Annotated in this window: 20 protein-coding genes; 11 read left to right on the top strand and 9 right to left on the bottom strand. The window is 68.9% G+C overall.

What is annotated here, in order from left to right; all coding sequences use genetic code 11:
• Nucleotides 1-1,105: 1,105 nt before the first annotated feature.
• The 9 genes from WMF44_RS37410 (at nucleotide 1,106) to WMF44_RS37370 (ending at nucleotide 11,296) form a co-directional block, all read left to right on the top strand.
• Complete coding sequence (locus tag WMF44_RS37410) at nucleotides 1,106-1,873, top strand: hypothetical protein (protein WP_437294827.1); 768 nt, start codon at nucleotides 1,106-1,108, stop codon at nucleotides 1,871-1,873.
• A gap of 331 nt (nucleotides 1,874-2,204) precedes the next feature.
• A complete protein-coding gene (locus tag WMF44_RS37405) occupies nucleotides 2,205-2,468 on the top strand; it encodes a hypothetical protein (RefSeq protein ID WP_437294826.1) in 264 nt (87 codons plus the stop codon).
• A 199-nt stretch (nucleotides 2,469-2,667) separates the two neighbouring features.
• Nucleotides 2,668-2,865 carry a hypothetical protein gene (locus tag WMF44_RS37400; RefSeq protein ID WP_437294825.1) on the top strand — a complete coding sequence of 66 codons (198 nt, stop codon included), beginning with the start codon at nucleotides 2,668-2,670 and terminating at the stop codon, nucleotides 2,863-2,865.
• Nucleotides 2,866-3,335: 470 nt separating this feature from the next.
• Nucleotides 3,336-4,589 (top strand): PAS domain S-box protein, encoded by a 1,254-nt coding sequence (locus WMF44_RS37395; RefSeq protein WP_437294824.1) that lies wholly within the window; start codon nucleotides 3,336-3,338, stop codon nucleotides 4,587-4,589.
• 122 nt (nucleotides 4,590-4,711) lie between these two features.
• Entirely contained in the window at nucleotides 4,712-5,059 is a 348-nt protein-coding gene (locus WMF44_RS37390; protein WP_437294823.1) for a hypothetical protein, read from the top strand.
• 259 nt (nucleotides 5,060-5,318) lie between these two features.
• Nucleotides 5,319-6,908, top strand: a complete 1,590-nt coding sequence (locus WMF44_RS37385) for a S28 family serine protease (RefSeq protein WP_437294822.1) — start codon at nucleotides 5,319-5,321, stop codon at nucleotides 6,906-6,908.
• A gap of 275 nt (nucleotides 6,909-7,183) precedes the next feature.
• Complete coding sequence (locus WMF44_RS37380; protein ID WP_437294821.1) at nucleotides 7,184-8,494, top strand: hypothetical protein; 1,311 nt, start codon at nucleotides 7,184-7,186, stop codon at nucleotides 8,492-8,494.
• 370 nt (nucleotides 8,495-8,864) lie between these two features.
• Nucleotides 8,865-9,566 (top strand): thermonuclease family protein, encoded by a 702-nt coding sequence (locus WMF44_RS37375; protein WP_437294820.1) that lies wholly within the window; start codon nucleotides 8,865-8,867, stop codon nucleotides 9,564-9,566.
• Between the two features lie 389 nt (nucleotides 9,567-9,955).
• A complete protein-coding gene (locus WMF44_RS37370; protein ID WP_437301659.1) occupies nucleotides 9,956-11,296 on the top strand; it encodes a cytochrome B6 in 1,341 nt (446 codons plus the stop codon).
• A gap of 270 nt (nucleotides 11,297-11,566) precedes the next feature.
• On the opposite strand, the gene WMF44_RS37365 is transcribed toward WMF44_RS37370, so the two are convergent.
• Nucleotides 11,567-12,475, bottom strand: a complete 909-nt coding sequence (locus tag WMF44_RS37365) for an SGNH/GDSL hydrolase family protein (protein WP_437294819.1) — start codon at nucleotides 12,473-12,475, stop codon at nucleotides 11,567-11,569.
• Nucleotides 12,476-12,867: 392 nt separating this feature from the next.
• On the opposite strand from WMF44_RS37365, the gene WMF44_RS37360 reads away from it, so the two are divergent.
• Nucleotides 12,868-13,743: a helix-turn-helix domain-containing protein gene (locus WMF44_RS37360; protein WP_437294818.1), complete on the top strand. Its 876-nt coding sequence runs from the start codon at nucleotides 12,868-12,870 to the stop codon at nucleotides 13,741-13,743.
• A 55-nt stretch (nucleotides 13,744-13,798) separates the two neighbouring features.
• Here the strand turns inward: WMF44_RS37360 and WMF44_RS37355 are convergent, their stop codons facing one another.
• The 7 genes from WMF44_RS37355 to WMF44_RS37325 form a co-directional block, all read right to left on the bottom strand.
• Nucleotides 13,799-14,929 carry a polysaccharide deacetylase family protein gene (locus WMF44_RS37355; protein ID WP_437294817.1) on the bottom strand — a complete coding sequence of 377 codons (1,131 nt, stop codon included), beginning with the start codon at nucleotides 14,927-14,929 and terminating at the stop codon, nucleotides 13,799-13,801.
• Nucleotides 14,930-14,996: 67 nt separating this feature from the next.
• Nucleotides 14,997-16,322 carry a glycosyltransferase gene (locus WMF44_RS37350; RefSeq protein ID WP_437294816.1) on the bottom strand — a complete coding sequence of 442 codons (1,326 nt, stop codon included), beginning with the start codon at nucleotides 16,320-16,322 and terminating at the stop codon, nucleotides 14,997-14,999.
• A 744-nt stretch (nucleotides 16,323-17,066) separates the two neighbouring features.
• On the bottom strand, nucleotides 17,067-17,474 hold the full coding sequence (locus WMF44_RS37345) for a hypothetical protein (protein WP_437294815.1): 408 nt from the start codon (nucleotides 17,472-17,474) through the stop codon (nucleotides 17,067-17,069).
• Between the two features lie 308 nt (nucleotides 17,475-17,782).
• Nucleotides 17,783-18,856 (bottom strand): cyclase family protein, encoded by a 1,074-nt coding sequence (locus WMF44_RS37340; protein ID WP_437294814.1) that lies wholly within the window; start codon nucleotides 18,854-18,856, stop codon nucleotides 17,783-17,785.
• Between the two features lie 201 nt (nucleotides 18,857-19,057).
• On the bottom strand, nucleotides 19,058-20,341 hold the full coding sequence (locus tag WMF44_RS37335) for a PAS domain-containing protein (protein ID WP_437294813.1): 1,284 nt from the start codon (nucleotides 20,339-20,341) through the stop codon (nucleotides 19,058-19,060).
• Between the two features lie 44 nt (nucleotides 20,342-20,385).
• On the bottom strand, nucleotides 20,386-20,706 hold the full coding sequence (locus tag WMF44_RS37330) for a hypothetical protein (RefSeq protein WP_437294812.1): 321 nt from the start codon (nucleotides 20,704-20,706) through the stop codon (nucleotides 20,386-20,388).
• A 26-nt stretch (nucleotides 20,707-20,732) separates the two neighbouring features.
• Complete coding sequence (locus WMF44_RS37325) at nucleotides 20,733-22,385, bottom strand: hypothetical protein (RefSeq protein WP_437294811.1); 1,653 nt, start codon at nucleotides 22,383-22,385, stop codon at nucleotides 20,733-20,735.
• 472 nt (nucleotides 22,386-22,857) lie between these two features.
• Here WMF44_RS37325 and WMF44_RS37320 point away from each other — a divergent pair, with 472 nt between their 5' ends.
• Nucleotides 22,858-23,259 carry a hypothetical protein gene (locus WMF44_RS37320; protein WP_437294810.1) on the top strand — a complete coding sequence of 134 codons (402 nt, stop codon included), beginning with the start codon at nucleotides 22,858-22,860 and terminating at the stop codon, nucleotides 23,257-23,259.
• 33 nt (nucleotides 23,260-23,292) lie between these two features.
• Here WMF44_RS37320 and WMF44_RS37315 read toward each other — a convergent pair whose 3' ends face one another.
• Complete coding sequence (locus WMF44_RS37315; RefSeq protein ID WP_437294809.1) at nucleotides 23,293-24,996, bottom strand: right-handed parallel beta-helix repeat-containing protein; 1,704 nt, start codon at nucleotides 24,994-24,996, stop codon at nucleotides 23,293-23,295.
• Nucleotides 24,997-25,109 lie beyond the last annotated feature (113 nt).

Below are 25,109 nucleotides of genomic sequence, written 5' to 3'. Positions count from 1 at the left end.
CATCAGTGAGCCTGCTCGGCGGACCACAAGCCAGCCTGAGCGTCAACAGTGCTCTACCGCGGAGTACACCTCCCCCTCCGCGGCGGTTTCCCGTGGAGAGTCGCTGTGCTATCGTTGCCTCTCCTTATGAAGGGCCGTCGCGACAAAATGTACTCTACGGCAGCTGCCTGGGTACGGTCCAATCCCCGCGCACGCGCCCCGCTCAGCCGCTCTCTCAGGAGCGACTACAGGTGGATCGCTGCTCTCGGCGACACCTGGGGCGGCACTCTCGATGCCCTCGGCGCCCCGTGCTACCTGGTCCGGTGCGTCGCCGGACCTTGGCTGAGGGACGTCGAGGAGCGCGAGCGCCGCTACCGCGCTGCGTGCGAGGCGCTCCGCCGTGAGGCCCCGTGGACCGGCGCCTGGCGCGCGCTCCAGGCCACCGGGCGGCCGGTACGGGCGGCGGCGCCGCGGCACAAACTGCGGGCGCTCCCAGTGACGCACGAACTCGGCTCTTCTGACTGTCCGCATCGCAACTTTAGCATTTAGGGTGCACATAATGACTCGAGACAAAGCAGCAACAAGACAACACATTGCAACCGACTGGAGGTGTCACATGCCGAGCGCTCGAAGAATGTCGTCCCTGGCTTGGAAGCTTATGCTCTGCACCGTTGGCTCCGGCTGCGAGTCGTTCATCGGCGCAGATTGGGACAGATACCAAAGAGCAGAAGGGGGAAGCGCTGCAACGCCTGGGGAAGGTGGAGGCGTAGCGTCCGGCAGTCAAACATCCGGCAGCGCCGGCGCTGCGGGGTCCGGGGAAGGTGGAGGCGCGGCGTCCGGCAGTCAAACATCCGGCAGTGCCGGTGCTGCGGAGTCCGGGGCCGGCGGAGTCGACGTGCCTGCCTGTCCGGATGGCCTGACAGACTGCTCCGGCACTTGTACTAACCTGGCGTACGATGAACAAAATTGCGGCCACTGCGGGAGCAACTGTCTAGGTCAACCGTGCGTAGACTCGCTCTGCGCACCAATTACGATTGCAACTGACCAGAGTAAGCCAGCGTACATAGCCGTCGACTCCACCCATGTTTTTTGGACCACCGAGGGAACCGGCGCGGACGGCACGGTAATGAAGGCTAGCTTGCTCGAGGGCCCCGCCGTCGTCCTCGCCGATATGCTGCACATCCCGACGGGCATTGCCGTCGATTCCATCAACGTTTACTGGGCTGCGCGTTACGCGACCGCAGTGACAATGGTCCCAAAGGCCGGTGGCCTCCCCGCATCTCTTGACAACCTCGACGAGCCTGGGTCGATACGAGTGGCCGTTCACTCCTCAACCGCATATTACACGACGCCATTTCGCGTGGGATCAATTCTAATAGGCGGAATCCCCTCCGATATGAATGTCATTTACAGTGGCTTCGATATATACGGCATGGCCGTCGACTCCACTTTTGTCTACTGGACGATTCGCAGGGACACCGATCCGGGAACGGGGATGGTAATGAGAAGCTTCAAAGACGGGAGCGCCCTTTTTCCACTCGCCGTCGGGCAGAATTATCCGATTAACGTCACCGTAGACTCTGCCAGCGTTTACTGGGCGAACAGCGGTGAACGGGGCACATCTTTGGGCTCAGTAATGAAGGTGCCGATTACTGGAGGCACTCCCACTGCCCTCGCCACAAATCAGGCTGAGCCGCATGACATTGCCGTCGACTCCAGCGATGTCTACTGGACAAACTCCGGCGATGGTACGGTCATGAAAGTTCCAGTGGACGGCGGTACTCCCACAGCTATCGCTAGGGGGCAAAGTGGACCACGCGGCATCGCCGTTGACAGCACGAGCGTGTACTGGACGAATTACAGTGGCGGTACGGTCATGAAAATCCGGAAGTAGTCGGGTTCGGGTCGCCCCAACCTGGGTTGGGGTGGGGGCGGGGGGACGCTACGCGGCGGGTCGCGTTGTGCTCCGCATGGAAGCTCTCTATGCTCGGTCCATGCAATGGACACATCGATTGCTTGTAGCTTCCGTCGCGAGCTGTCTCGGCTGTGAAGCGAGCCACCCCGAGGGAGGCGTCAGCGCCGGCGGCGCGGGTGTTCCGGACGTCTCGAGCGGCACTGGAGGCTGGGATGACGCCCGGGACCCGGACTTCGGTAGGATCATCGCTTCGGAGGGAGAGTTCGATCCCATCCCGCTCGAGGGCCTCACGCCCTGCGCAGAGCGCCCGGTGTTCTGCGAAGCTGGAGGCACCTCCGAAGACGTTGCGACGGAGCGCCTGCTGGAGATCGGCGAGGATTGCGTCATCGCCACGAACTTTCCGTGCGGCGCTGGGTTAGCGGCCAAGTTCGATGAGATGGGCTGCGCCGTCGGGATACAGGATCCTGACATCGACGCGAGAGCAATGTCCTGCGTCATCGAGGCCGTCACGGCGGAGCGATGGGCTTGCGCCACGGGCATGATCGTGCGCGCGGGCGCCTGGACTTGTGAATGACCGGCGCTCGCCTCGACACGCCATCCAGCGCCGCCAACGCCCAGGAGTGGGGTCAAGCAAGTCGATCCGCCACGGGGTTCCGGGCGCATGATCCGGGATGGCTCACCCGCGACGTGGACATCTTGCTGCGCCACGCCGCTCCGAACGCCGATCGGGCACGCTGCCGCAATGATCACATCCTGGCGATGCGGCCGCAGCGATGAGCGAGGACGCTCCCGGCGCGGCGTTGCCCGAGGGACTCTGCAAGGTCGAGGTGCAGGACGCCCGCCGCGACAAGCGCCGCCTCGGGTCCGTGGTGAACAAGGCGGTCTTCCCACCTCGGCGTGAGCTCCTCCCGACGAACGCGGCCGCCGCCCGCCACGGCGGAGCGGTGAGGCGACGAGGGGCGCCGGCATGATGAGGGACAGCGTGCAATGCAGCACTCGAGCCCGGGAGCGCCGCGCAATGGCGCGGAAGCAGGCACGGCCTGTGCCGGCGCTGGCCGGCGGCGCGCCTGCCCGACGGCGGCCGGCGCGCAGCGCCAGGAGGGCCACGCTGGTCGTGGTGCGACACCAGGGCAACAGCGCTGCTCGTCCAGGAGCAGCGATGCTCGCGAGCCGCTGAGCGGCTCGCCTGCCCGGCACATCGGCGGTATCACCGCCGCGATCCCTGCCGCCGCGGCGGTGACGCGATATCAACCCCGAGCTCGGTGGGCTGGCGTCGCGCTCACGACGCCGGCGCGACAGCCGCGGACGCGACAGCCGCGCACTCACCACGACCTCGTGGTCTGATGTGGTGTGCCTTGCGTCCATCGCGCGGCGCGCTGCGGGGCGCCTGGCCGAGGGGGGTCGACGGCCCGCGGCGGAGGTGATAGGCATGCTCTTCATCATGCCTGAAGCCTCTCGGGTGGACGACCTCGACCGCTTCTTAGAGCTCTCTGTCGACATGGTGGGAATCGCCGGATTCGACGGTTACTTCAAGCGCATCGGCCGGGCGTGGGAGCAGACGCTCGGCTTCTCGCGCGAAGAGCTCATGGCCACGCCCTTCCTCGACTTCGTTCATCCCGACGATCGCGAGCCCACCGTGGCCGCGTCGGCGAAGCTGCTGTCCGGCGACTTCACCGCGACGTTCGTGAATCGATATCGATGCCGTGACGGCTCGTATCTGTGGATCGAGTGGAACTCGGCGATCTACCCGGACGCTGAGCTCGTCTATTTCGTCGCGCGCAACATCACCGAGCGCAGGCGCGCCGAGGAGGCGCTGGTCGCGGCCGAGTCGCGGTACCGGGCGGCGATCGACGGGAGCCTCGACGGGTTCAGCGTGCTTCGTCGCACGTTCGGCGAGCCGGGCGAGACCGTTGATTTCGTGTTCACCGAGGCCAACCTGCTGGTGAGCCAGGTGACGTCGAGGCCGCGCGAGGAGATCATCGGCCGGCGGCTGGTCGAGGTCTTTCCCACGGTCCGCGATTCCGGGCTCTTCGAGAAATACGAGCGCGTCTTTCGGACGCGCGAGCGGCTCCTCGAGGAGACGGAGAGCGTGCTGCCCGGGGGCGAGAGCCTGTGGCTGCAATACCAGATCGTCCCGCTCGACGATGGCGTCGCGGTGACGGTCAGGGACATCACCGCGTCCAGGCGGCTGGAAGCGGAGCTCCGGGAGGCGCTCCAGCGCCGGGAGAGCGACGCCGAGGAGCTCCAGCGGAAGAACCGCCAGCTCGCCGAGGAGAACGCCGAGCGCAAGCGCGCCGAGGCGCTGCTGCGGCAGCAGCAGGAGACGATGCTCGCGATGTCCACGCCGATCATCCAGGCGTGGGAGGGCGTGCTCGTGCTGCCGGTCATCGGCACCGTGGACACCGCGAGGGCGGCGCAGATCATGGAGCGGCTGCTCCCCGAGATCGTCCGGACACACGCGCGCTTCGCGATCCTTGACCTGACCGGCGTCAGCGCGGTGGACGCCGCGACCGTGTCGCACCTGCTCGCCGTGGTGCGCGCGGCGAGCCTCCTCGGCAGCCGGTGCCTCGTCTCCGGGATCTCGCCGGCGATCGCGCGGACCATGACCGAGATCGGCGGCGCGGAGGGGGCGTTCCTGACCTTCGGGCTGCTCCAGAGCGCTCTCCGTCACGCGCTCTCCCGCTGCAGCGCCTAGCGGCGCCTCCGTCGCTTCTGCTGGACCGGGTGGGGTGGGGTCGAGCGCCCTGTTCGCCTCGGCCATGGAGAGGAGATCCCGCGATGGAGAGCTACCAGGCGCCCAGTGTCCGTCGTCGACCCATGAATCAGCTGCTCAGCGCGCTCCTCGTCGCTCTCGGAGTACTGGCTTGGCCGCGTCTCGCTCAGGCGACGTACAGCATTCATTGTTCGAATACGCGCGTCACGCTGATCGTCAACTACGGCGGCGAGGGCGAGCTCGTCGCGATCACCTACTCGGCGCAGGACGCGCCAGCCCCAGCCTACCTGGAGCCGACCTTCTGGCGCATGGCCGGACAGCAAGTGCTTGCACTTCGCAAGCGCGCGGACGCTGACAGGCGGCAGTTTCATCTCGGCATTCGCGGCAGGCACGCGGTATTGATCTTCCGGCAGCAGCGCCATTTCCTGCGCTGCGACTGGGATACCGAATGACGTCGGGGGCGCCGCGGCGGCGTTCCGCGAGCAGCGTCTGATCGCGCTGCGGCTGATTCATGAGCGCGACCAGATCGATCATGGCTCCGTGGAGCTCGCCTCGACACGCCACCGCGGGCTGCCAACGCCCAGGAGTGGGGTCAAGCTAGTCGATCTGCCACGGTGATCCGGGCGCCTGTTCCGGGATGGCTCACCCGCAACGTGGAAATTTTGCTGCGCCACGCCGCTCCGCACGCCGATCGGGCACGCTGCCGTCACGATGGCCGACCGGACGATTCAGAACAGCAGTGCGGCCTTCTTGATATCGCTCGCGCTGGCGGCCGTCGCCGCCTGCGGAGACGACGGCAGCGGAGAGGCGAGCGCCTCGACGACATCTTCCGCGAGCTCGAGCACAAGCGCGAGCGCCGGGACCGGCGGCGGCTCGATCGGCGAGGGCGGTGCCAGCGGCGGCGCGACAGGGGGCGGCGGCGCGACGGGCGGCGGCGCTGGCGGCGTGGGCGGCGCTGGCGGGTCGGCCGGCGGCGGCGGGTCGGCCGGCGGCGGCGGCGCCGCGGTGGACATCCTGGATCAGCTGCGCGCGCTCGACGTCGCCGACGTCACGGAAGAGGCGTCCAGGATCCCCGGCTATCGGTTCTTCGTCATCGAGCTCGAACAGCCTGTCGATCACGATGCCCCGGGGGGCGAGCGCTTCCGGCAGCGGCTCGCGCTGCACCACCGCGACTCGAGCGCGCCGCTCGTGCTCGCCGCGACCGGCTACTCGCTGTTTCTCCCCGAGCAGTACATCGAAGAGCCCACCGCGCTCTTGAACGCAAACCAGATCTACATCGAGCACCGGTTCTTCACGCCGTCACGCCCGGAGCCGGCGGATTGGACCAAGATGACGATCGAAGCGGCGGCCGCCGATCACCACCGCGTCGTCGAAGCGTTCCGCACGATCTACACCGGGAGATGGATCTCCACGGGTGCGAGCAAGGGGGGAATGACCTCCGTCTACCATCGTCGTTTCTACCCCGATGACGTCGACGGCACGGTGGCCTACGTGACTCCGCTCAGCTACGGTGTGGAGGATCCACGCTACATCGATTTCCTGAACGAGGTCAGCGAGGCCGACTGCCGCGAGCGCATCGCCGCGTTCCGGCGCGAGGTGCTGCTCCGGCGCCCGGCCATGCTCGAGCGCGCGGAGACGGAGGCGGGCGCGCTGGGCTTGACGTACGACCTGTTCGGCGTGGAGGCGCAGCTCGAGAGCGCTGTGATATGGCTCCCATTCTACTTCTGGCTCTACTCGCTCGAGGCCACCTGCGGCCAGATCCCGGATGAGTCGGCGTCCGACGACGACCTGTGGCTGGCCCTCGGCCTGATCTCTCCCGTGAGCGCCGGCGCCGATGCTGCGTATCTCGCCTTCGAGCCGTACTACTGGCAATGCTATACAGAGCTCGGCGCCCCCAAGCCCGACACCGCGGATATCGCTGACCTGCTCACGTTCGACTGGGGGTCGGTCGACCGCCTCCCGAGCATCCCCGTCGAGCCGGAGTTCTTGCCTGCCGCGATGGAGGACGTCGCGCGCTGGGTCGCCAGCGAAGGCAGCGAGCTCCTGTTCATCTACGGCGAGAACGACCCCTGGTCTGCCGGGGCCTTCGAGCTCGGCGCGGCGGTGGACTCGTATCGCTATTTCGCGCCGGGCGCCAACCACGGCGCGCACATCGGCGGCCTCGACCCGGTCGACAGGGACGCCGCGGTGGCGACGCTCGCCCGGTGGGCGGGTGTGCCACGCTCGCTCGTGACGGCGCAGCCCTTGCGCGCTGCCGTCCCCCGCGCTCCGCGCATGCTGCGCCCGCGATTCGCTCCCTGATCTCTTGTCTTTTTCGATCGCGACGCTGCTCGCGGACCCGCCGCCCAGCACCGTGATGTCCTCGCCCTCGAAGAGCTTGCTCCGGCGCAGGGCGCCGGCTCGGCCGTGCTTCTTCACCACGACGGCTTGGGAGCAGGGGTATCCGGGGCCCTGGCCCTCACGCTTCCAGGCGACCACGACGATGTTGCCGGCGATCGCCGAGGGCGCTGGTGCGGCTGGATGACCCCGGGTTATCCTCGACCGATGACCACCATCCTGGCGATGCGGCCGCAGCAATGAGCGAGGGCGCTCCCGGCGCGGCTTCGCCCGAGCGACGCTGCAAGGTCGAGGTGCAGGACGCCCGCCGCGACAAGCGCCTCCTCGGATCCGTGGTCATCGCGTCGCTCGTCGGCACGTTCGCCGCGCCGTGGGGGCTAGCCGCGCTCGGGATGGAGAAGGCCTCGCTCGTCGCCGCGCTGATCGGCCTTGGCAGCTACTTCGTCAGCGCTTTGTCGTTCGCCGGCGCGGACCGCGGACCGGGCGAGCGCCGCCTCCGCGACGGCAGGGTGAAGATCGAGGGCGAGCGGCTGCTGATCGCGGAGGGAGCGAAGGAGAGCAGTCTGCCGCTCGCGCGCCTCGCCGGCGGCTGGACGGAGCGGACGCCGAACGGCCACGCCGCGGTGCTGTCGTTCTCGGATGGGCGCGTCGCCGCCGTCGAGCAAGCCTCGGAGGAGGAGGCGATCGACCTCTTGTCGCGGGCCGGGGCGGGGGCGCAGGCGCGCGCGGTGCGGATGCGCACGTACCGCGAGGACTCCAGCGGTCGCAAGATCGCGGGCTGTCTCCTGGCCGTCTTCGTCCTGATCCTCGCCCCGGGTGCGCTGGTGCTGCTGATCCTGCTGTTCACGGCCATCGAAAGGTGGTCTTTCGCGCCCCTCGCTCCGATGGTGGTGGCAATGGGCGGGCTCGCGCCGCTCCTGGGCGTCGCGGCCTGGCTCTGGTCCAAGGTGACGCCGAGCTGGGTGCATATCGGCACCGACGGCGTGATGCTCAAGAGCGCGTTCCGGCGGCGGTTCCTCCCGCACAGGGCCATCGTCCAGGTCGCTCACACCCAGGGGGGAGTTGGCGGCGCCTATCATTTCGTGAAGATCGCCCTGCGGCACGGCGAGTCGATCGCCGTCCCGGCGGCCAGCTCCGCCGAGGCCACGGCGCTGATCGAGCGTATTCAGGCCGCTCAGGCCGCCGTCGCGATGCAGGATCGGGCGCGGCTGCTGGAGGTCATCGCGCGCAATGGCCGGCCGCTGGCCGAGTGGAAGAGAGCGCTGGGGTCGCTGGTGGCCAGGACCGGGTACCGGACGGCGGGGAACGACCTCGAAGAGGTGCTGCGCATCGTCGAGGACGGTTCTGCGCCGCCGGAGCAGCGCGTCGCTGCGGCGCTCGCGGCGCGCCCGCACGGGGGTGCAGCGGTGGAGAGACGGATCCGCGTCGCCGCCGAGGCGAGCGCCGAGCCGACGCTGAGGCTGGCGCTGGAGAAGGTGTCCGCGGGCGAGGACGAGGATGATCTGCTGGAGGAGATCGGCGCCGGCGACGCCCGGAAGGCGGCGGGATGAGCGGTGCTATGAAGAAGAGAAGAATTGAACCCAAAGGCGCCAAGGCGCAAAGACGCCAAGAGAAGAGAGAAAAGCTCGTGATGGCGCCAGGAGAAGATTGCAGCGTCGGCGCTCCAAAGGAGCGAAGGCGGAAATATTCCTTCTTGCCTTTTGGCGTCTTTGCGCCTTTGCGTCTTTGCGTTCGATTCTCCCTCCCCATCCGACCGGCGCCTCAGGCCACCTCGCGCCCCGCGGGTCAGGCGCGGCGAGCGCTTTCCTAGGGTCAGGGCCCTCTCTATATCTTCATGGAACAGGCCGCCTGGGCAGGGCGAAAGTCCCTGCGATGCGCGAACGGCGGTTTCTGTGGGGCTATCCATCATAGGAGGGGGCGATGGCAGGATTGCTTCCGGAGTTCCGGAGGTTCATCGACTACGTGTCTCTTGTCTCCCGGAGGCGGGGGCCGCGCCGGGAGCTGCCGGGCGACAGGTTCCTCGCCGAGGTGGTGAGGACGGTCGACGGCGACACGCTCCGCGTGCGCGACGAGCGCGGCGTGATCCATCCTGTCCGTATGCTCTCCATCGATACGCCGGAGACGCACTTCCTCGGCGCCTCGCAAGGTTACTGGGCCGAGCTGGCCGCCGAGCGGCTCTCCGAGCTGGTCCCCGACGGCGCCGAGGTCGAGATCCAGGCGGACGAACAGCCGTTCGACGCCTACGGTCGCGTCCTCGGATATGTCCTGTCGCGCGGTCGGCTCATCAACCGGCAGATGCTGGAGGAGGGCCTTGCGACGACCTACATCGTCGCCCCGAACCTCCGTCATGCCCGGGAGCTCTCCGAGGCCGCGCGGCGGAGCTTCGCCGAGCGCCGCGGCATGTTCGGCGACGCCAGCATTCTGCTCCCGTACGAGTTCCGGTGGAGGATGCGAGGCCAGTCGAGCGCGAAGCTCGTCGGCAGCCTGTCCCGAGGCGAGGTGTACGATCTGACGGAGCGGGAGCGGGTCCCCGTCTGGGATCGGGTGTTCTTCTTCGAAGCGAAGGACGTCAGGGCGCCGTTCTTCCGCGTCAAGCCGGATCCGGGCGAACAGGGCGGCTGAACGGACCGCCGTGAGGCGTGCACGCCCCGGTCGCGCACACGGCGCGACGCGGGCCATGATGCCACGGATCGTGGCAGTTTGCCTCGCGCCGCCCGCACATCGGCTGGACGGAGCGCGCTCGTGAGCTCCGTGGGCACGGTGATCCGCGATGGCGCGAGGCGTGCTCGTTCGCCGATCCGAGCTGACGACGTACCCCTCGTGAAGGAGCCGCTCGTATGCCTGTGAAGAGAATGGATATCACGTGCGTGGTCGCGTGCACTGCCGCGCTCTCGCTCGGCCTCGTGAACTGCGCCTCGACGCCGGGGGCGGTACCTCTGGCGCCTGACAGCACGCGTGGCACGCCGCCGGGGACGGCCGAGACGGTCGCGCCGACGGGCCCGAGGGCGCCCATGAACGCGTATCCGCCGCCCGGCCCCGCCACGCCGCGCACGAGCTACCTGCCGGTCGACGACAAGGAGCCGTTCGCCGCGCTGATGGCCCGGATGAAGGCCGACAAACCCGCGGTGATGAAGCGCCAGAAGACGCTGCTCGAGGCGCGGTACGACCTCTCGGACCGCCCTGCGCCTGGGGTCACCATGTCGCGCGGAAAGCCCGTCCAGGGCGGCGTCCGTGTGAAGCTCGAGAAGGGGACGACGTGGGAATCGCTGGCCGCGCTCACGCCCGACGCCATCCGGGACCAGGGCCTCTGGCCGCAGGGCTTCCTGCCGCTGCCCCACCCGAACCACCCGGAGGGAGGGATGGTCTTTCCAAAGTTCCAGATCGACGAGGTCAAGCGTCAGGAAGGGCGCGATCTCACGCGCTTCGATCTCGACTTCGACCTGCCGGATCACATCGTCTCCGAGTTCCCGGCGCCGATCTACCTCACCACGCGGCCTGACCTGGGCGACGTCTCCAGGGGGCAGCTCGTCACCATCGCCAATTTCTACGAGCTCTTCAACGGCATCTTGACGCCGAAGCAGCTCGAGGGGCTCCGGCTCCTCGTGACGCCGTTTCCGCAGCAGCAGTTCAACGCGACCTCGGATCGGCGCTCGGAGAGGGCGAGCCTCGGGGTCGCCTGCTTCGACTGCCACGCGAACGGGCACACGAACAACGCGACCCACCCCGTGGGCGACACCCGCCCGCAGGAGTTCCGCCACCGGGTCGACACCCCGACCCTGCGCGGCGTGAACATCCAGCGCCTCTTCGGCTCGCAGCGCGCGCTCAAGACCGTCGAGGACTTCACCGAGTTCGAGCAGCGAGGGGCGTACTTCGACGGCGACATCGTCATCGCCGTGAAGAAGGGGATCAACATCCTCGACCGCGGGCACCAGGTCCACGCGATGTCCGAGTTCCAGGAGATCCTCGACTTCCCCCCGGCGCCGAAGCTCACGTTGAACGGGCGCCTCGACCCCGCGAAGGCCACGCCGGAGGAGCTCCGCGGAGAGCAGATCTTCAACGGCAAGGGCCAGTGCGCGACGTGCCATGCAGCGCCGTACTACACGGACAACCTGATGCACAACCTGCGGGCGGAGCGCTTCTTCAAGCCCGTGCTCATCAACGGACGGATGGCGACCGCGGACGGCCCCATCAAGACGTTCCCGCTGCGCGGCATCAAGGACAGCCCTCCCTACCTGCACGACGGGCGCCTGCTCACGCTGGAGGACACCGTGGAGTTCTTCAACCTCGTGCTCGGCACGAAGCTGACGGCGCAGGAGAAGGCCGATCTCACGGCGTTCCTTCGGGTGCTCTAGAGCGACGGTCACCCGCTTCGGAGACGGGCCCGCCTCGACGTTTTCGGTGCTCAGCGCATAGGAGCGCGCTTGCGCGCCGAAAACGCCGATCTGGGCCCGTGTCCTGTGCGGGAGACCGTCGCTCTGCTCGGCATGGTGCCGAGGTGGGAGCCAGCGCGACCGACGATGAGGCTCGCGAGCGATGGATCCGGAGGACCGGGAACGCCGACGGCCAACCGCTCACTTCACATAGAAGGCGCGCACCGGCGCTGCTACGGGCTGGCGCCCCGATCACCTCAGGTAGTCGGAGATCGCGTCGTACCAGCGGCCCGCCATCCGGGCGTAGCCAGCCTTGTTGGGATGGACCCCGTCGCCGAGCTCGGACGTGGGGAAGTCCTTGAACTGATCGACGAACACGACGTGCGCGCCCTTGCTGGCGCGCGCCTCGACCAGCGCGGGGATCTTCGCGTTGTACGTGCTCACCGCGTTTGCGCCGCTCGGGAAAGGAATGATGTTGCTCACGACGATCAGCGCGTCGGGCGCCTCGGCGATCAGCTCGTCGATGAGCGCGCCCAGGCGGGCGTCGGCGCCGTTCGGCTCTCGATACATGTCGTTGGTGCCGGCGTGGAGCAGCACGATGTGCGGCATCTCCCGGAGCCCCGGGGTCGGGATACGATTGGCGATCTGCTGGATGGTCTCTCCGCTGATGCCCTCGTGATTGCGGGGGAACGGCTTGCCATCGACCATCGCGGGGCCGTTCGCCTGCTGCGTGCCCGTGAAGGTGACCTCGTGGCCGTCCTGCGTGGCAAGGTGGAAGAGCTCGACCCGGTACCCGCCGTCGAAGCCGAGACCGAAGGTGATCGAGTCCCCGAGGGGCAGGATCTTGCAGGCGCCCGTCGCAGGGCAAGGCTGGAACCCTGTATCCGGAGAGCCCCCGCTCCCGCTCGTTCCCTCCGCCGCGCTGCTGCTGCTGCTGCTCGCGCCCCCGGCCCCTCCGGCGCTGCTCGAGCTGCTGGAAGAAGCCCCGCCGCCCGAGCCGCTGGTCGCCGTCGTGCTGCTCGCTCCGCTCGTTGTCGAGGAGACTCCCGAGCCCTCACCCGCGCTCGTCGTCTGGGCGCTGCTCGAGCTGCTGGAAGAAGCCCCTCCTCCGGTGCCGCCCGAGCCGTCGGACGACCCATCGGAAGCGCTGGAGCAGGCCATGGAACCGACCAACAGAAGGCCCACGAGCGGAATCCCGCGGGCAAAGGTGCCGAATGCGCCACGGCGGACGAGCAGCGAAGAGGTCGAGGTAGACATGTGAGCCCCGCTCCCGGTCAGCGACCGAAGAAAATTGTGTTGTAAGCAGAGGGGGCGGGAGCTCGGCGCAATGCCACCACCCGCACAGCCTCTGCGAGGAAGTGAAGGGAACGGTACGTGGCGCTCGCAGAGAGGTCGTTCAAATTCCCGGCGAAGGTTTTCAGGATCCCGACGCGCGGGACCCGATCCACCCGGCGCCAGCGATCCGAGGTGTGTGTGCGCTCACATGCCCGGCGCACGAGGGGCTTGACCCCCGTGTTCCTCGACGCTGACGATGCTCCGGGACGACCCCAGGCATGACCGCGGAGTTCTCAGCAAAGTACGGCGCGGCGCTCACCGGATCGGACTGGGTGGGGGTGCCCCTCCGGATCGGGTATGTGCCCGAGAGCGGCCGGCTCGAGGGGCTCGAGGCGGCGAGCGACGCGGTCCTGGTGTGGACGGGAGGCCCCTCGCAGGTCGACATTCGCTTCGCCGAGCCGACCTCGGGCGAGGTCCGGGAGCATTCCTTCGAGCGGCTCTCGGGGATGATGGACCTCTTGCCGCGGAGGACCAGGCTGTACAGCGTCGAGTGGCGGGGGCGGCCCTCCGTGTGCACGTCGGTGAACTTCCCCGAAGCATCCATGCTGGCTCTCTGTGCGTCTCCGTCCGGCGTGCTGGTGCCGGAGCGGGAGCCGCGGTTCGGTCTTGTCGACGCCCATGTCGTCGACCTGGTCCGTCGCCTGCAGGCGCAGGCCGAGGGGCAGGAGTACTTCGGGGCCGTCTACGTGCAGTCGCTCTGCCTGGCGCTGGCCTCCTACCTGTCGGCGCGGTACGGAGCGGGATCAGGGGCGGAGATCTCGCTGCGCAACGCGAGCCTCTCGAGGAGCCAGCGAACTCAGATTGAAAAATTCGTGGACAGCGAGCTCTCCTCGAACTTCGGGCTCGTCGACCTGGCGGGGCTGGTGGGCTACTCGCCGGACCATTTCTCGCGCCTGTTCAAGAGCGCCTTTCACCAGACTCCCCACCAGTACGTCATCTCGCGCCGCATCGAGAAGGCGATGACCATGCTCCAGGACGAGCGGCTGTCCATCGCGGAGATCGCGCTGGAGTGTGGCTTCTCCAATCAGGGGCACCTCACGACGGCGTTCAAGCGCCGCACGGGGACGACGCCGGGCGCCTACCGAAAGAAGTGAGCGCCCGGCCGCGCCGTCCGCGGCCTGCATGAGCGGCCGCGCGCGGGTCCCGCGATCACTGGATCAGCGGGGCCGGCGGGCCCTCGGCTTCATCCTGAGAGCCATCGAGCATCATGCCCGGATCGACCGGCGCCACCGCGCTTCGCAGGGCGAGCTGCCGCTGCAGCAGCTGCTTGGTCCGCAGGACGCCCGACACCGAGCGGATGAGGCTCCGGTGATCCGCGCCGAAGTCGATCCGCGGCACCGAGAACGGCGCGTCCGCGGAGCTATGGAATCCGCTGGCCGTCGCATGGTCGCCAGGCCAGTTGGTCACGGCGCCCAGGAAGCCGAGCCGGCGAAGCGTCGCGCACTCGCGCGGACCGAAGTCCGTCCCCACGTGCCCGTTCGGATAACAGAAGATGGGGACCGGGCGCCTGGCCTCGGCGCGCAGGCGCGCCCAGGACACGTGGATCTCGTGCCTCGATTGCGCGTCGCTCGTCCTGGAGAGCACCGGATGGGTGACCGTGTGCGGTCCGAACGTGATGCCGCGCGCCTCGCACGCGCGGACGTCATCCCACGACATGGGCGCGTACCGCGCGGGAGGGCGCGCCGGGAGATCGACCTCGGCCGCGGCGGCGAGCCGCTGGATGGCGCGGAGCTTCTCGGTCTCGGGCACGCGCTTGCAGCGCTCCATGAAGCGCCGCGCGAGCTGCGCCCGCGGGACGCCGTCGTCCAGGCGGATGACGTGGCGGAGGCCGCCCAGCATCACGCTGAGCTCGCGGCGCCGCGTCGTCCCGAACACGTGCTCCACGCGGTGCCACCAGCACCACAGATGGCCGTCCAGATAGCCGCTCACCACGAAGATGGTGGCCGGGCAATCGAACTCCGCGAAGATCGGCGCGGCGACCGTCGCCTGGTCGATCGTGCCGTCATCCATCGTGAAGGCGACGGCCCGGTCGATGAGCGGCTCCTCGCCCGCGAGGCCTCGGAACACCCGCTCGAGCGACACGAGCGGATACCGCTCGCTCCTCAGGAACTGCAGCGCGCGCCGGAGGGCGCGCGGATCCAGGCCCTCGATCCCGCGATCCGGGTCGGAGAAGCGATGCATCACGATGATGGTCGAGTGGCCGTGCATCATCGGTGTGAATGGCCGCGTTGCCCACGGCGTGGCCAGGAGATCGGAGAGCCATCGCATTGCGTTCGACATGAGTCGTCCCCCCTCGAGAGCGTTTGAAAGCAGCAGCGTTCGGCGACGGCGGCGCTCCGCCGCCCGATCAGGTCGGGAGCGGCGCCGGCGAGCGCGACGGCGGGTGATCGCCGAGAGCTCGCCCGCCGTGGCGGTGTGGGGCGGCCGCGGTTGCGCGCGGCGTCTGGTCCGCGCCCCAGATCCGGGCGAGCAGGGTGCTCGGGCGGACAGCGGCGACACGCCGCGAATGCCGCAGGAGCAGCAGCGCGTACAGCTCCATGTAGCGCTCGGCCATCCGGATGGCGGAGTAGCGCCGGAGCGCGAGCATCCGGCCGCTCCGGCCCATGTGCGCGGCGCGGGCCGGATTGGCGTGGAGCTCCGAGAGCCTCGCGGCGAGCGGCGTTACCTCGTCGGACGGCACGAGGAAGCCCGTCTCCCCGTGGACGAGCACGGTGGACACGCCGCCCACGTCGGTCGCAACGACCGGAAGCCCCGCGGCCATCGCCTCGAGGAGCGCGAGCGGCAGGCCCTCGGAGAGGGACGGCAGCGCGAACACGTCGAGCGCGGCGAGGAGCGCCGGCACGTCGTGGCGCTCCCCTGTGAACAGCACGCGCTCGGACACCCCGAGCTCTCGCGCGAGGGCGTCGAGCCGCCCGCGCTCGGCGCCCTCGCCGACGAGGAGCACCCGCCCGTTCCGGGGCAGCGACGCCGCGGCGGCGCGCACGAGCAGCGCGTGGTTTTTCACGGGAGAGAGGCGCCCCACGCTCCCGACGACCCAGGCGTCCCGTGGAATCGCGAGCTCGGCCCGCACCCGCGCCCTCGCCGCCGGATCCGGCGCGAACCGCGACAGATCGATGCCGTTCACGACGACATGCAGCTTCGGCGGGTCGACCTCGCGCCGGCCGAGGACGACCGCGGCGGTCGGCTGCGACACCGCGACATGAGCATCGACGAACGCGGACGCGGCGCGGCGCAGCCAGCTCCGTCCTTGCATGTCCTGGGACACGCCGTGCTTCGTGTGGATGACGGGGACCCGGTGCAGCCATCCGGCGGGCGCCGCGTAGACGAGCGAAAGGTGGTTGTGCGCGTGGACGAGCGTGACGCCCTTCGCCGCGAACAGCGCGGCGAGGCGGGCGGTGAGCGCCGCGTCGAACCCCGGGCATTTCGGCGCGAGGTGCACCTCGACCCCGCGCCGCCGGAGCTGCTCGGCGCGCGGGCCGTCGGGATCCTCGGCGATCGCGACCGCCAGCACGTCATGGCCCGCGGCGCGCTGGGACGCGGCGAGATCGACGACCACCTGCTCGGCGCCGCCGGTCTGGAAGCTGCTCACCACGTGCGCGATGGCGAGCCGCCGGGAGGTCCGTCGATCCTTGAGATCACGAGCCTCGATACCGCAATCGGTCTGTACGACCATACCCCTCTCCCCCCATCGAGCAGACTGTCGATCTCTCGACTCGACCGCTCATCGAGCGCCAGGCATGCCTCGCTGTCCTCCCGCCGCGCCGTGGCTCTCCGGTACGGAACACACCGTCCAGGGCATCGCAAGAGCGAAACCGGGACGGATGGGGCCTCGACCTGGCAGATCGACACGAGCGCTGCAACACGCCGCATGATTGCATTGCGGACGGCAGGGGCGCGACTCGAATACACTATACGTCGAATTCGCGAGCTGACAAGCACATCGCACAACAAACGAGAAGACCGGAGTAGGGGGCTGCAAAGCTCAATAAGAACATGGACAGCGGCCCAGGAGTGGTGATCCGTCCCAGTCTTCGACTGGCCACGTCCCCCGCGGGCTCTCGCCGGCCCAGGTGCTCGCCGAGAGCCCGCGTGGGCGGCGCGGTCGCTGGCCCATAAATTCTTTTATTTCGCCAGGTTACAAAAATCGTCGCCGGCCGGTCACGAAAGGTGAGCCGCGCCTGGCTCGCCCGAGCACTGTAGAGGGCGCGCCGCGGCCCGGGCCGGGGGGCGACCTGGGATGGAGCGTGGTTGGCAGCCGTTCGCCCTGCGGCGGCGCCGGGGGTGACTTCGGATCATCGTCTCCTCACGGAGCATGGGAGACCGCGATGGATATTGCCGTACGGAGGACACCTCGATGCAGACCGCGGACGGCGCAGCAGCGCGCGTCTGGGGGGGGCTGCGCCGATCGCGGCCCGCGTCAACGGACGCGCGCCGGTGCTTCTCGGAGGTAGTCGAGCAGCCGCGCCTCGTCGCTGCCGATCATCCGATCGATGCCGTCCTCGCGGAAGTGGCGCTGGATCTGCAGCGCCCCCGCGGTCGTCCGCACGAGGATGGCGACGCGCCGGAAGCGGCCCATCACGGGCGGCCGGATCCGCTGCATCGCCGCCTCGAACTGCGGCTCGTTCCGCCCCACCGCGGCGCGCAGATCGATGAGCAGACACAGCCGATGGCGGTCGACCCGGTCGAGCGCGCGGCTCACCTCCATCCACAGCTCCTCGAACTGCGCGACAGACTCGGACGGCAGCGCGCTCCGCGTCACCCGGGCTATCTGCGAAGCCGGGTCGATCGTCACCGTGTGGTGCGGGTTGCGGAGGAGCTCGAGCATGGCCAACGACCATTCTATCAGACCCAGAGCAGCGGAGCGAGCGAGCCGAGCACCCCGGGCGGAGCTGCCGAGTCCGCCGGCGTGGCCTGGTTGTTCCTTCGGCGCCGCCGGAGGCGCCGCCGGAAGAGACGCCTCGGACACGTACTGGAAACCTGCTCGGCGAGCCCCACCGCGTGAATCGCGCTGACGCGCAGTGGCAAACCCTGGACAGGAGCGGCGAGGGATGCGCTCGGCCGGCGGAATGGTCCAGGGGCCCCAACGCTTCGCCGGGTGACGCGGGCGCGCGCGGCGCCGGCGCGCCGATCCGCTCACCGGATCGCGAGCGGGATGCCCGGTGATCCGGACGCGCCCCGGAGGGGCAGCGGGCTGTAAACGTAGAAGAACTCGTAGGGGCTCTTGTGGCCGTGGGGCCGCTCCTGGAGCTCCGCGGCCAGATCCGCGGCCAGCTCCGAGAGCACCATCACCTCGTGCATGAAGATTCCGCTCTTCACCAGCAGGTGATGGTGCACCGGGAAGACCACCCCCGGCGCCACCGGAGGCTTCGGCGGGGTGACCTCGATGCCGAAATTGTCCGACCCGACGCAGGCGATCCCCTTCGACGCGAGCCACTTCGCGACCTCGATCCCGATCCCCGGCTGGGCCAGCCCCACGCCTGGCTGCGTGTAATAGCCCTCGGTGCCGAGCTCCCAGTTCTCCTCCCAGCCCGTGAAGATCAGCACGACGTCGCCGACGCCGATGTCGCGCTCGTCCATCTTCTGCGCGCGCAGCGTCTTCTTCACCATGGCCAGCGTGATCTCCTGGCCGAACGCGAGCGTCTGCCCGCCGTTCGCGTAGCGCTTGACGTCGAGGAGCACGCCGCGCGTGACGAGCGGCTTCACGTGCTCGACGCCGAGGTGCGCGAGCCCGTCCTCCGTGAGGATCTCGGCGCCGGTGAACTGGTTGTAGAAGAGCGCGTCGGCGGGGTCCGTGCTCCCGGGCGGGATGTAGCCGAAATGGCCCAGCGCGTCGAACTCCGTCCCCATCTGGCCGAACTCCCCGTGCATCACCTCGGAGTTCGTGACCTGCTGCTGGATGACCGAGATCGGCCCGGCCTCCACGGAGAGCCCCTGGTTGCCCGGGAACGTCGGCATCCCCGGCTCGTAGACGTGACCCAGGCGATAGACCTTGCCCTCCTTGATCAGGCGCTTGCCCTCGAGGACCTTGTCCGGCGTCTGCGTGTTGGAGGCGCCCGCCTCGTCGTCAGGGCCCCAGGGCGAGGGACCGGGCATCGGATCGTAACTCTGCAGCATCGGCACGCCGCGGGCCAGCGCTGCCCCCGCGACCAGGCTGACGGCCATGGTCACCACGATCGCGCCACGCAACGGCATCACTCCAGGCTTCATAGGCAACCTCCTGGGTCACATCGCACGTTGTACCGACAGCGCTTCGCGCTCTGTTATGGGCGCGGGCGCATGTCATCACTAGAATACACCGTCAGGGGCGCGAGAAACCTGCTCTTCCGAGGTCCTCCCGGATTCCGCCGATGCCGTGAAGGCCCTGTGCGTATCCGCGTACACCCGGTCGCTCGGTGGGAGCGCGCTCGGTCACCAGCGGAGCCGGCGCCCCAGCGCGTAGGCGATGCCGCTCTCCAGGGTCCCTTTGGTCACGATGCCGCTCAGATCGGCGCCCATCGTCGTGAGCGTCTGCGCGATCTGCGGCTTGATCCCGGTGAGCACGACCCGGGTGCCGAGCAATCTCGCGGCCCGGGCCGCGTCGACGAAGGATTGCGCCACCCGCTCGTCGACGACCTTCACCCCGGTGATGTCGAGGATGGCGATCTTGGCCTGCCGGTCGGCGATCCCTTCGAGCAACGTCGTCAGGATCTGCTCGGCGCGCGCGGGGTCGACGCTCCCGACGATCGGCATCGCGACGACGCCAGGCGCCAGCGGCAGGAGCGGCGTGATGAGCTCCTGGATCGTCGCCTGCTGCATCTCGATGAGCCGCCGCTGCATCTCCGCGCGCTCGGCCTCGGCCTGCTTGGCTCGGCTGATGTCGACCGAGATCGTCCCGACCGCGTAGATCTTCCCCTCGGCGTCGCGGATGGGGAACTTGGTCGACAGGTAGGTGCGCGGACCGTTCGGGTAGACGAGCACCTGCTCGGATGCGCCCGGACGCCCGGCGGCCGCCACCTCTTCATTGGCCTTTCGTATCGAGGCGGCCGCCGGCGCCGGGAGAAGGTCGTAGACGACCCGCCCCAGCAATTCCTCGCGGCTCATCTTGTAAAACGACTCGATTTCGCGGTTCACGAGGAGGAGCCGGCCCGCGGCGTCCACGGCGACCACCATGGACGGCGTGTATTCGAGGAACGCATGGAGCAGGCTCTCACTCCGCTCGAGCATCCGCTCCGTATGCTTGCGCGCGGTGATGTCGTGCGCCGACCCGAGCATCCGCCGCCCCGGTGCCTCCGGATCGCGGCCGAGCGCGACGCCTCGCTCGAGGAACCATCGCCAGCCGCCGTCGCGACCGCGCACGCGGTACTCCACCGTGGCCTGCTCCCCGCTCTCCGAGGCGGCCATGCGAGCCCGGTACTCCTCGATGCGACCGATATCGTCCGGATGGACTACCGGGGACAGGCCGTCGCCGTCGGGCGAGCCTGCCGCGGCTCCGCCGCCCTCTCCGAGGAGATCGGCGAGCTCCCGGTTCCGGTAGACGTACCGCCCCTCATCGAGATCGAGCACGTAAACGAGGCTGGGCAGCGCGTCGAGCAAGCGCTCCGGGGAGCCGCGGCCGGTCGCCTCCAGCTCGGCGACGCGGGAGCGCAGGCGCTGCACTTCCTTCTGCAACGCGTCCAGCTCCGCCTCGAGCGTCACGGTCTTCTGCGCGTCCATCGACCTTCCAGGGCGAGGTTATCTCAGTCTGGGGCTGAGGTGGATCACAATTTTCCTGGGTATCCTGGCTCCAGCACGATCGCGCGCGACGCCTCGTCGAGCGCGATGTCGGCGCGGGGGATCTCGCCCGTCAGGCGGTCGAGCCAGCGGGTGATCAGGTGCACCTCCTTGTCGGAGAGCTCCTTCCCGAGCTGGTGTCTCGCCATCATCCTCACGGCCTCCTCCAGCGAGGAGACCCATCCGTCATGGAAATAGGGGCCTGTCTGGGCGACGTTGCGCAGGCTGGGCACCCGGAAGACCATCCAGTCGACGTCCCGCCGCGTGATCTCGTAGCGGCCCCTGTCCTTCGTGTCGGGCCACGGCAAGGGCCAGCGGCGGGCGAGCTGCGGTGTCAGGTCGGGAGGGCCGTATCCCGGGCCGCCAGCCGCCGGCGGCGCGCGTCGCGGAGGCGCCTTGCCGGCAAGACGGCCAGCGCGAGCGCGAAGGCCATGAGCGTGGAAGCGCTGCGCGTCGGCTGACCTGGACCGCCGATACGGCAGCCGCCACCCCCGCTGGCGTCGGGCCCAGGATTGCCCGTACCAGCGGACGTCGTGCTACTGCCCGCGTTCCCGCCGCCGCCCGCAACACTGCTGCTCGCGCCGCCGCTGCCCGGATCGCCGCCAGCGCCGCCGCTGCCCGCCTCACCGCCAGCGCCGCCGCCGCCCGCAACACTGCTGCTTGCACCGCCGCCGCCGGCCTCACCGCCAGCGCCGCTGCTGCCCCCGGGCGCGCACTGGCCGGCCTCGCAGGAGCCGCTCAGGCAATCGGTGTCGGCCACGCACGCCGCGCCGTCCAGGGACGGCAGCGCGTACACATAGGCCGCGCCGCTTCGGTTCAGAGGGACGCTGTGGTACGGCGCCCCGACGATCACGCTCCCGCCGGCGTATCCCGTGCTCCACCCGAAAAAGTCCAGCGTTTGCCCATCCGACGGCGCGAGCGTTCGCGCCTCCGTCCATGTTCCTTCTCCTCCGTGAAACACGGACACGATCCCCTTGTTGTCAGCCACGCCGACGAACCCGGCGACCACGGCGTTGCCCAGGAGCTGCACCCCTGTCGCCTCGCTCCCTCTCAAGGCGGGCACGAGCTTCGCCTGCTCGGTCCAGGCGCCGCCGCTCCGCGTGTAGATGTACACCGCGCTCTTGGCTCCGATCGCCGCGGTGTCCCCCGCGAGATCGACCGAGAAGCCGAAGGACGCGCGGGCGCTCATGTCATGCGGCAGGAGCTTCGCCTGTTGCGTCCAGCTCTCCCCATCACGCACGAACACGTAGGCCGAGCCGGCGAACTCGCTGCCTTCGGGCGAATCCGCCGCCGCGCCCACGATCGCCGTGTCGCCCGACACAGCGACCGACCAGCCGAATCCCCGAGGGCTGTCCTGAGGCACGAGCTCCACCCGCGGCGACCACGCGCCGCCCGTCCTCGTGAAAGCAAATGCCTTGCCCAGCACGATGTCGATGTCCTCTCCCACCGTGCTCGCGACGACCGTGTCCCCACCGACGTCGACCGCCATCCTCGAGAAGCTCAACGCCGGATCCTCGGGGACGGTCAGCTTCGCTTGCTCCGACCAGGCGCCGTCGCTCCGGACAAACACATAGACGCGCTCTTCGTACGGCCGCGCCTCATAGTTGGCGCTGGCCATGACGGCAGCGGTATCGCCGTCGAGGGCCACCTGACGGCCGAACGCCATGCCGTTCTCGCCGTCGCTGGGCACGAGCGTGGCGTCGAGCGTCGCGGCCCCGCCGGTCACTGTGTAGACGTGCGCAGCGCCGCGGGTCAGGTTGTTCTCGTCGGGCGTTCCGATCAGCGCCGTGTCGCCGCTGCCCGCGACAGCGAACCCGAACACGCGCTGGAGGGCCGGCGCCTCCTCGGTCAGCTTCTGGTCCTCGGTGACGGTGAGCGCCGTGCGCGCGGCCGCGAGCGGTCCTTCGTCGGGGCCTGGTGCGGCGCACGCCGCAGCGCAGAACGCTGTTGGAATCATGAGCATGCGTTCGATTCGCCAAACCTTCATCGGGTGCACCTCGAAGCGCGGAGCGTAGCCGGAGCGCTGCCTCGTGGGAATCGGGGCGGAATCGCAGCGGTCCCGTGCCGGGCGCTGGCGCCGGCGCCTCCTGTGGTCAGCTGGAGGCGAAGACTCGCAGGGTGGGGGGCTCTGCTCCACGTCAGGTGGACGCCTCTCGCGACATGAGAGGCGACCTTCCGCGCCCGACTCCGCCGATGAACCGATGCCGGCAGGGGGGAGCGAGGAGCCCCATGCGGTGGACCTGACGCTTCTCTCCGGGCCGGCGCTGCGCTAGAACAGCGATCAGCTTGGAAACGCGAGAAATGAGACGCCAGGACGCCAGAAGACGCCCAAAGACGCCAGAAGACGCCAAAAAACAATAAATATTGGCGTCTTCTGGCGTCTCTTGGCGTCTTCTGGCGTCCCAACGTCTCGCTGTTTGCGTGCGGCTTCAACCCGTTTGTCACTCTAGTGAGGCAGTATGCAGAGCGTGTTGGAAGCGTTCACTGCGTGCGGGTGGGCGGCGTGGCTCGCCCTCCTGGCCGGGATATCCGGCCTCGCGATCGGCCTCGCGGGGGCGGCGATGCTGGCGACGAAGGCGCGGAGCATGGCATGGATCCCGGGGGCCATCGCCGTGCTGCTGGGGCTCAGCGCCGTCTCGGTGGGGCTGCTCGGCCGTTCCATTGCAATCGCCCGCGTGGAAGCGGCGCTTGGTTATCAAGGCGTCGAGATCGACGCCACGCAGCGCGAGCTGATCCGGCGCGTCGGCACGGAGGAGGCCAATCAGTGCGTGAACATCGGCGCCTCGCTGGGCGCCCTGCCGTTCGTGATCGGCGCGGCCGCGGTCGGGATCGGGCTCGCGCTGCGCAACAGGCCGGCTTGATGGATCCAGGCTACCGAGTACACGCGTGACAGCTCACGCAAGGTGAATACTGCCTGAATGGCCATGACGCCGACGACCGGCACTTGCTGGGACTCGGCACTTCCGGCGCGCTCTGAAGGCCCAGAGCATGAGGTTGAGGAGCGCGAAGCCCGCTCCATCCGGCCGGTGGCCGCCAGGCGTGCTGCACGCGCAGCCGGCCGAGTCGTCGGCGCTGCTCGTGCTCGGATCGGCGCCATCGCCGCCCGTGCCCGAGGTTCCGCCGCTACCGGCGCTCGTCGTGCCGCCGCTGGTTGCGCCGCCGCTGGCCGCTCCTCCGCTTGCGCTCGCGCCGCCCGATCCCGTATCCGCGGTACCGCCGCCGCCCGAGCCAGCGCTCCCCGCGCCGCCGGTGCCGGAAGCCCCGGCGGTCTCGGTCTCGGCCAACCCCGCCTCGAAGCAGCCGAAATCCGGAGCGGAGCCTGCGTAGGGCAGCCCGACGTCGACGCCCTTGTCGATGGCGTCGCTGTCCGGCGCGAGGCGGAAATTCGTGAGCACGGGCAAGCTGCCGTCCGCCTGTCGCGGAGCGTCCAGCCCCATTTCGGACGGATTCTGAAAGTCCGCATCCGAGACCGTGACACCCCCCGCCGTCCAGGAGTTGTTCGCGTCGTCGGCGCCGTTGCGGTTCGAGAACAGCGTCCCGCCGAACGCCAGGTTGTTCCGGTAAACCCCGACGGTGATGTCGTTCCCGTTCGAATCCATCCCCAGCATGTTGAAGTCGGGGCGATTGCCGTACGACGTGTTGTTGTAGAAGTAGAGCGTGCTCGGGTGGTGGTTCGCGTAAAACCCCGCCGCCCTGTTGAAGGCGGCGAGGCAGTTTTGCACCGTGTGCGCGGCGGGCTCGGCCGGGAATCTCGCCGGATCGGCGCCGTAGCCGCCGCCCTTGAAGCCGTTGCCGTTGCCGATGCCGGTCTGCGTCCCCGGCTTGTAGCCGTTGTACCAGGCCCACGAATGCTCGACGAGGCAGGCGGCGCCGGAGTTGATGAAATCGTAGCCGTCGTCCGCGTTCCACCAGGCGCGGCAGCCTCGGAATACATTGCCGGTCTCCCGTGCGCCGACGTGACAGCCGAAGCCGTCCGCGCTCTCGCCCGCGCCGTTCGACGTGAGCTCGTCGAAGTTGTCGTGCGAGTCGCAGTTGAGCACGAGGTTGTTGCTGCCGCGCTGGATGAAGATGCCGGCGCCCATGATGTGGTGGACGTCGAGCGCCTCGAAGATGTTGTTGCTGCCCTGATTCCACACGCCCCAGGACTCGTGGTTCAGGTTGTTGTTCTGGCGAACGCCCTTGATCTCGAGCCCCTTGAGGTGAATGTAATTGCCGGAGACGAGGATGCCCTTGATACGGCAAGAATCCCGGATGCCGTCGAAATCGAAGACGGGCTTCTCGCCGGGCGCCGCCCAGTACTTGATCGGATTGCCGGCGCTCCCGCTCTTGTTCAGCACCACGCCGCTGATGATCGCCGTGCCGCTCGAGCAGGTGGTGGTGCCCTTCGTGTACGTGTACGTGCCGCCCTTGAAGTAGAAGACGTCGCCGGCCTGGGCAACGCTCTGCGCCTTGGCCATCGACGCGAACGGCGCGGCTTCGGTGCCGGCGTTCGCGTCGTCGCCGGCGGGCGCCGGGGCCACGTAGTAGTCCTTGGCCCAGCCGCTCGTCGCGACGAGCAGCGGAGCGCCCAGCGCGGACAGCGAGAGAAGGAGTCGCACGTTCATTTTTCCACCAGCCCGAGGTCGTCGAGGTCGAAGCCCGACGAGGCCGGGGGAAAGCACACCCAAACGTCCTGGAGACGTCAAGCCCAAACTGCAGGACCTCCGGGTTG

The sequence above is a fragment of the Sorangium sp. So ce426 genome (assembly GCF_051475585.1).
In the GTDB taxonomy this organism is placed as follows: Bacteria; Myxococcota_A; Polyangia; order Polyangiales; family Polyangiaceae; genus Sorangium; species Sorangium cellulosum_B.
The sequence above is the reverse complement of the archived record's forward strand: the minus strand, read 5'-3'. Positions and strand labels throughout refer to the sequence as shown.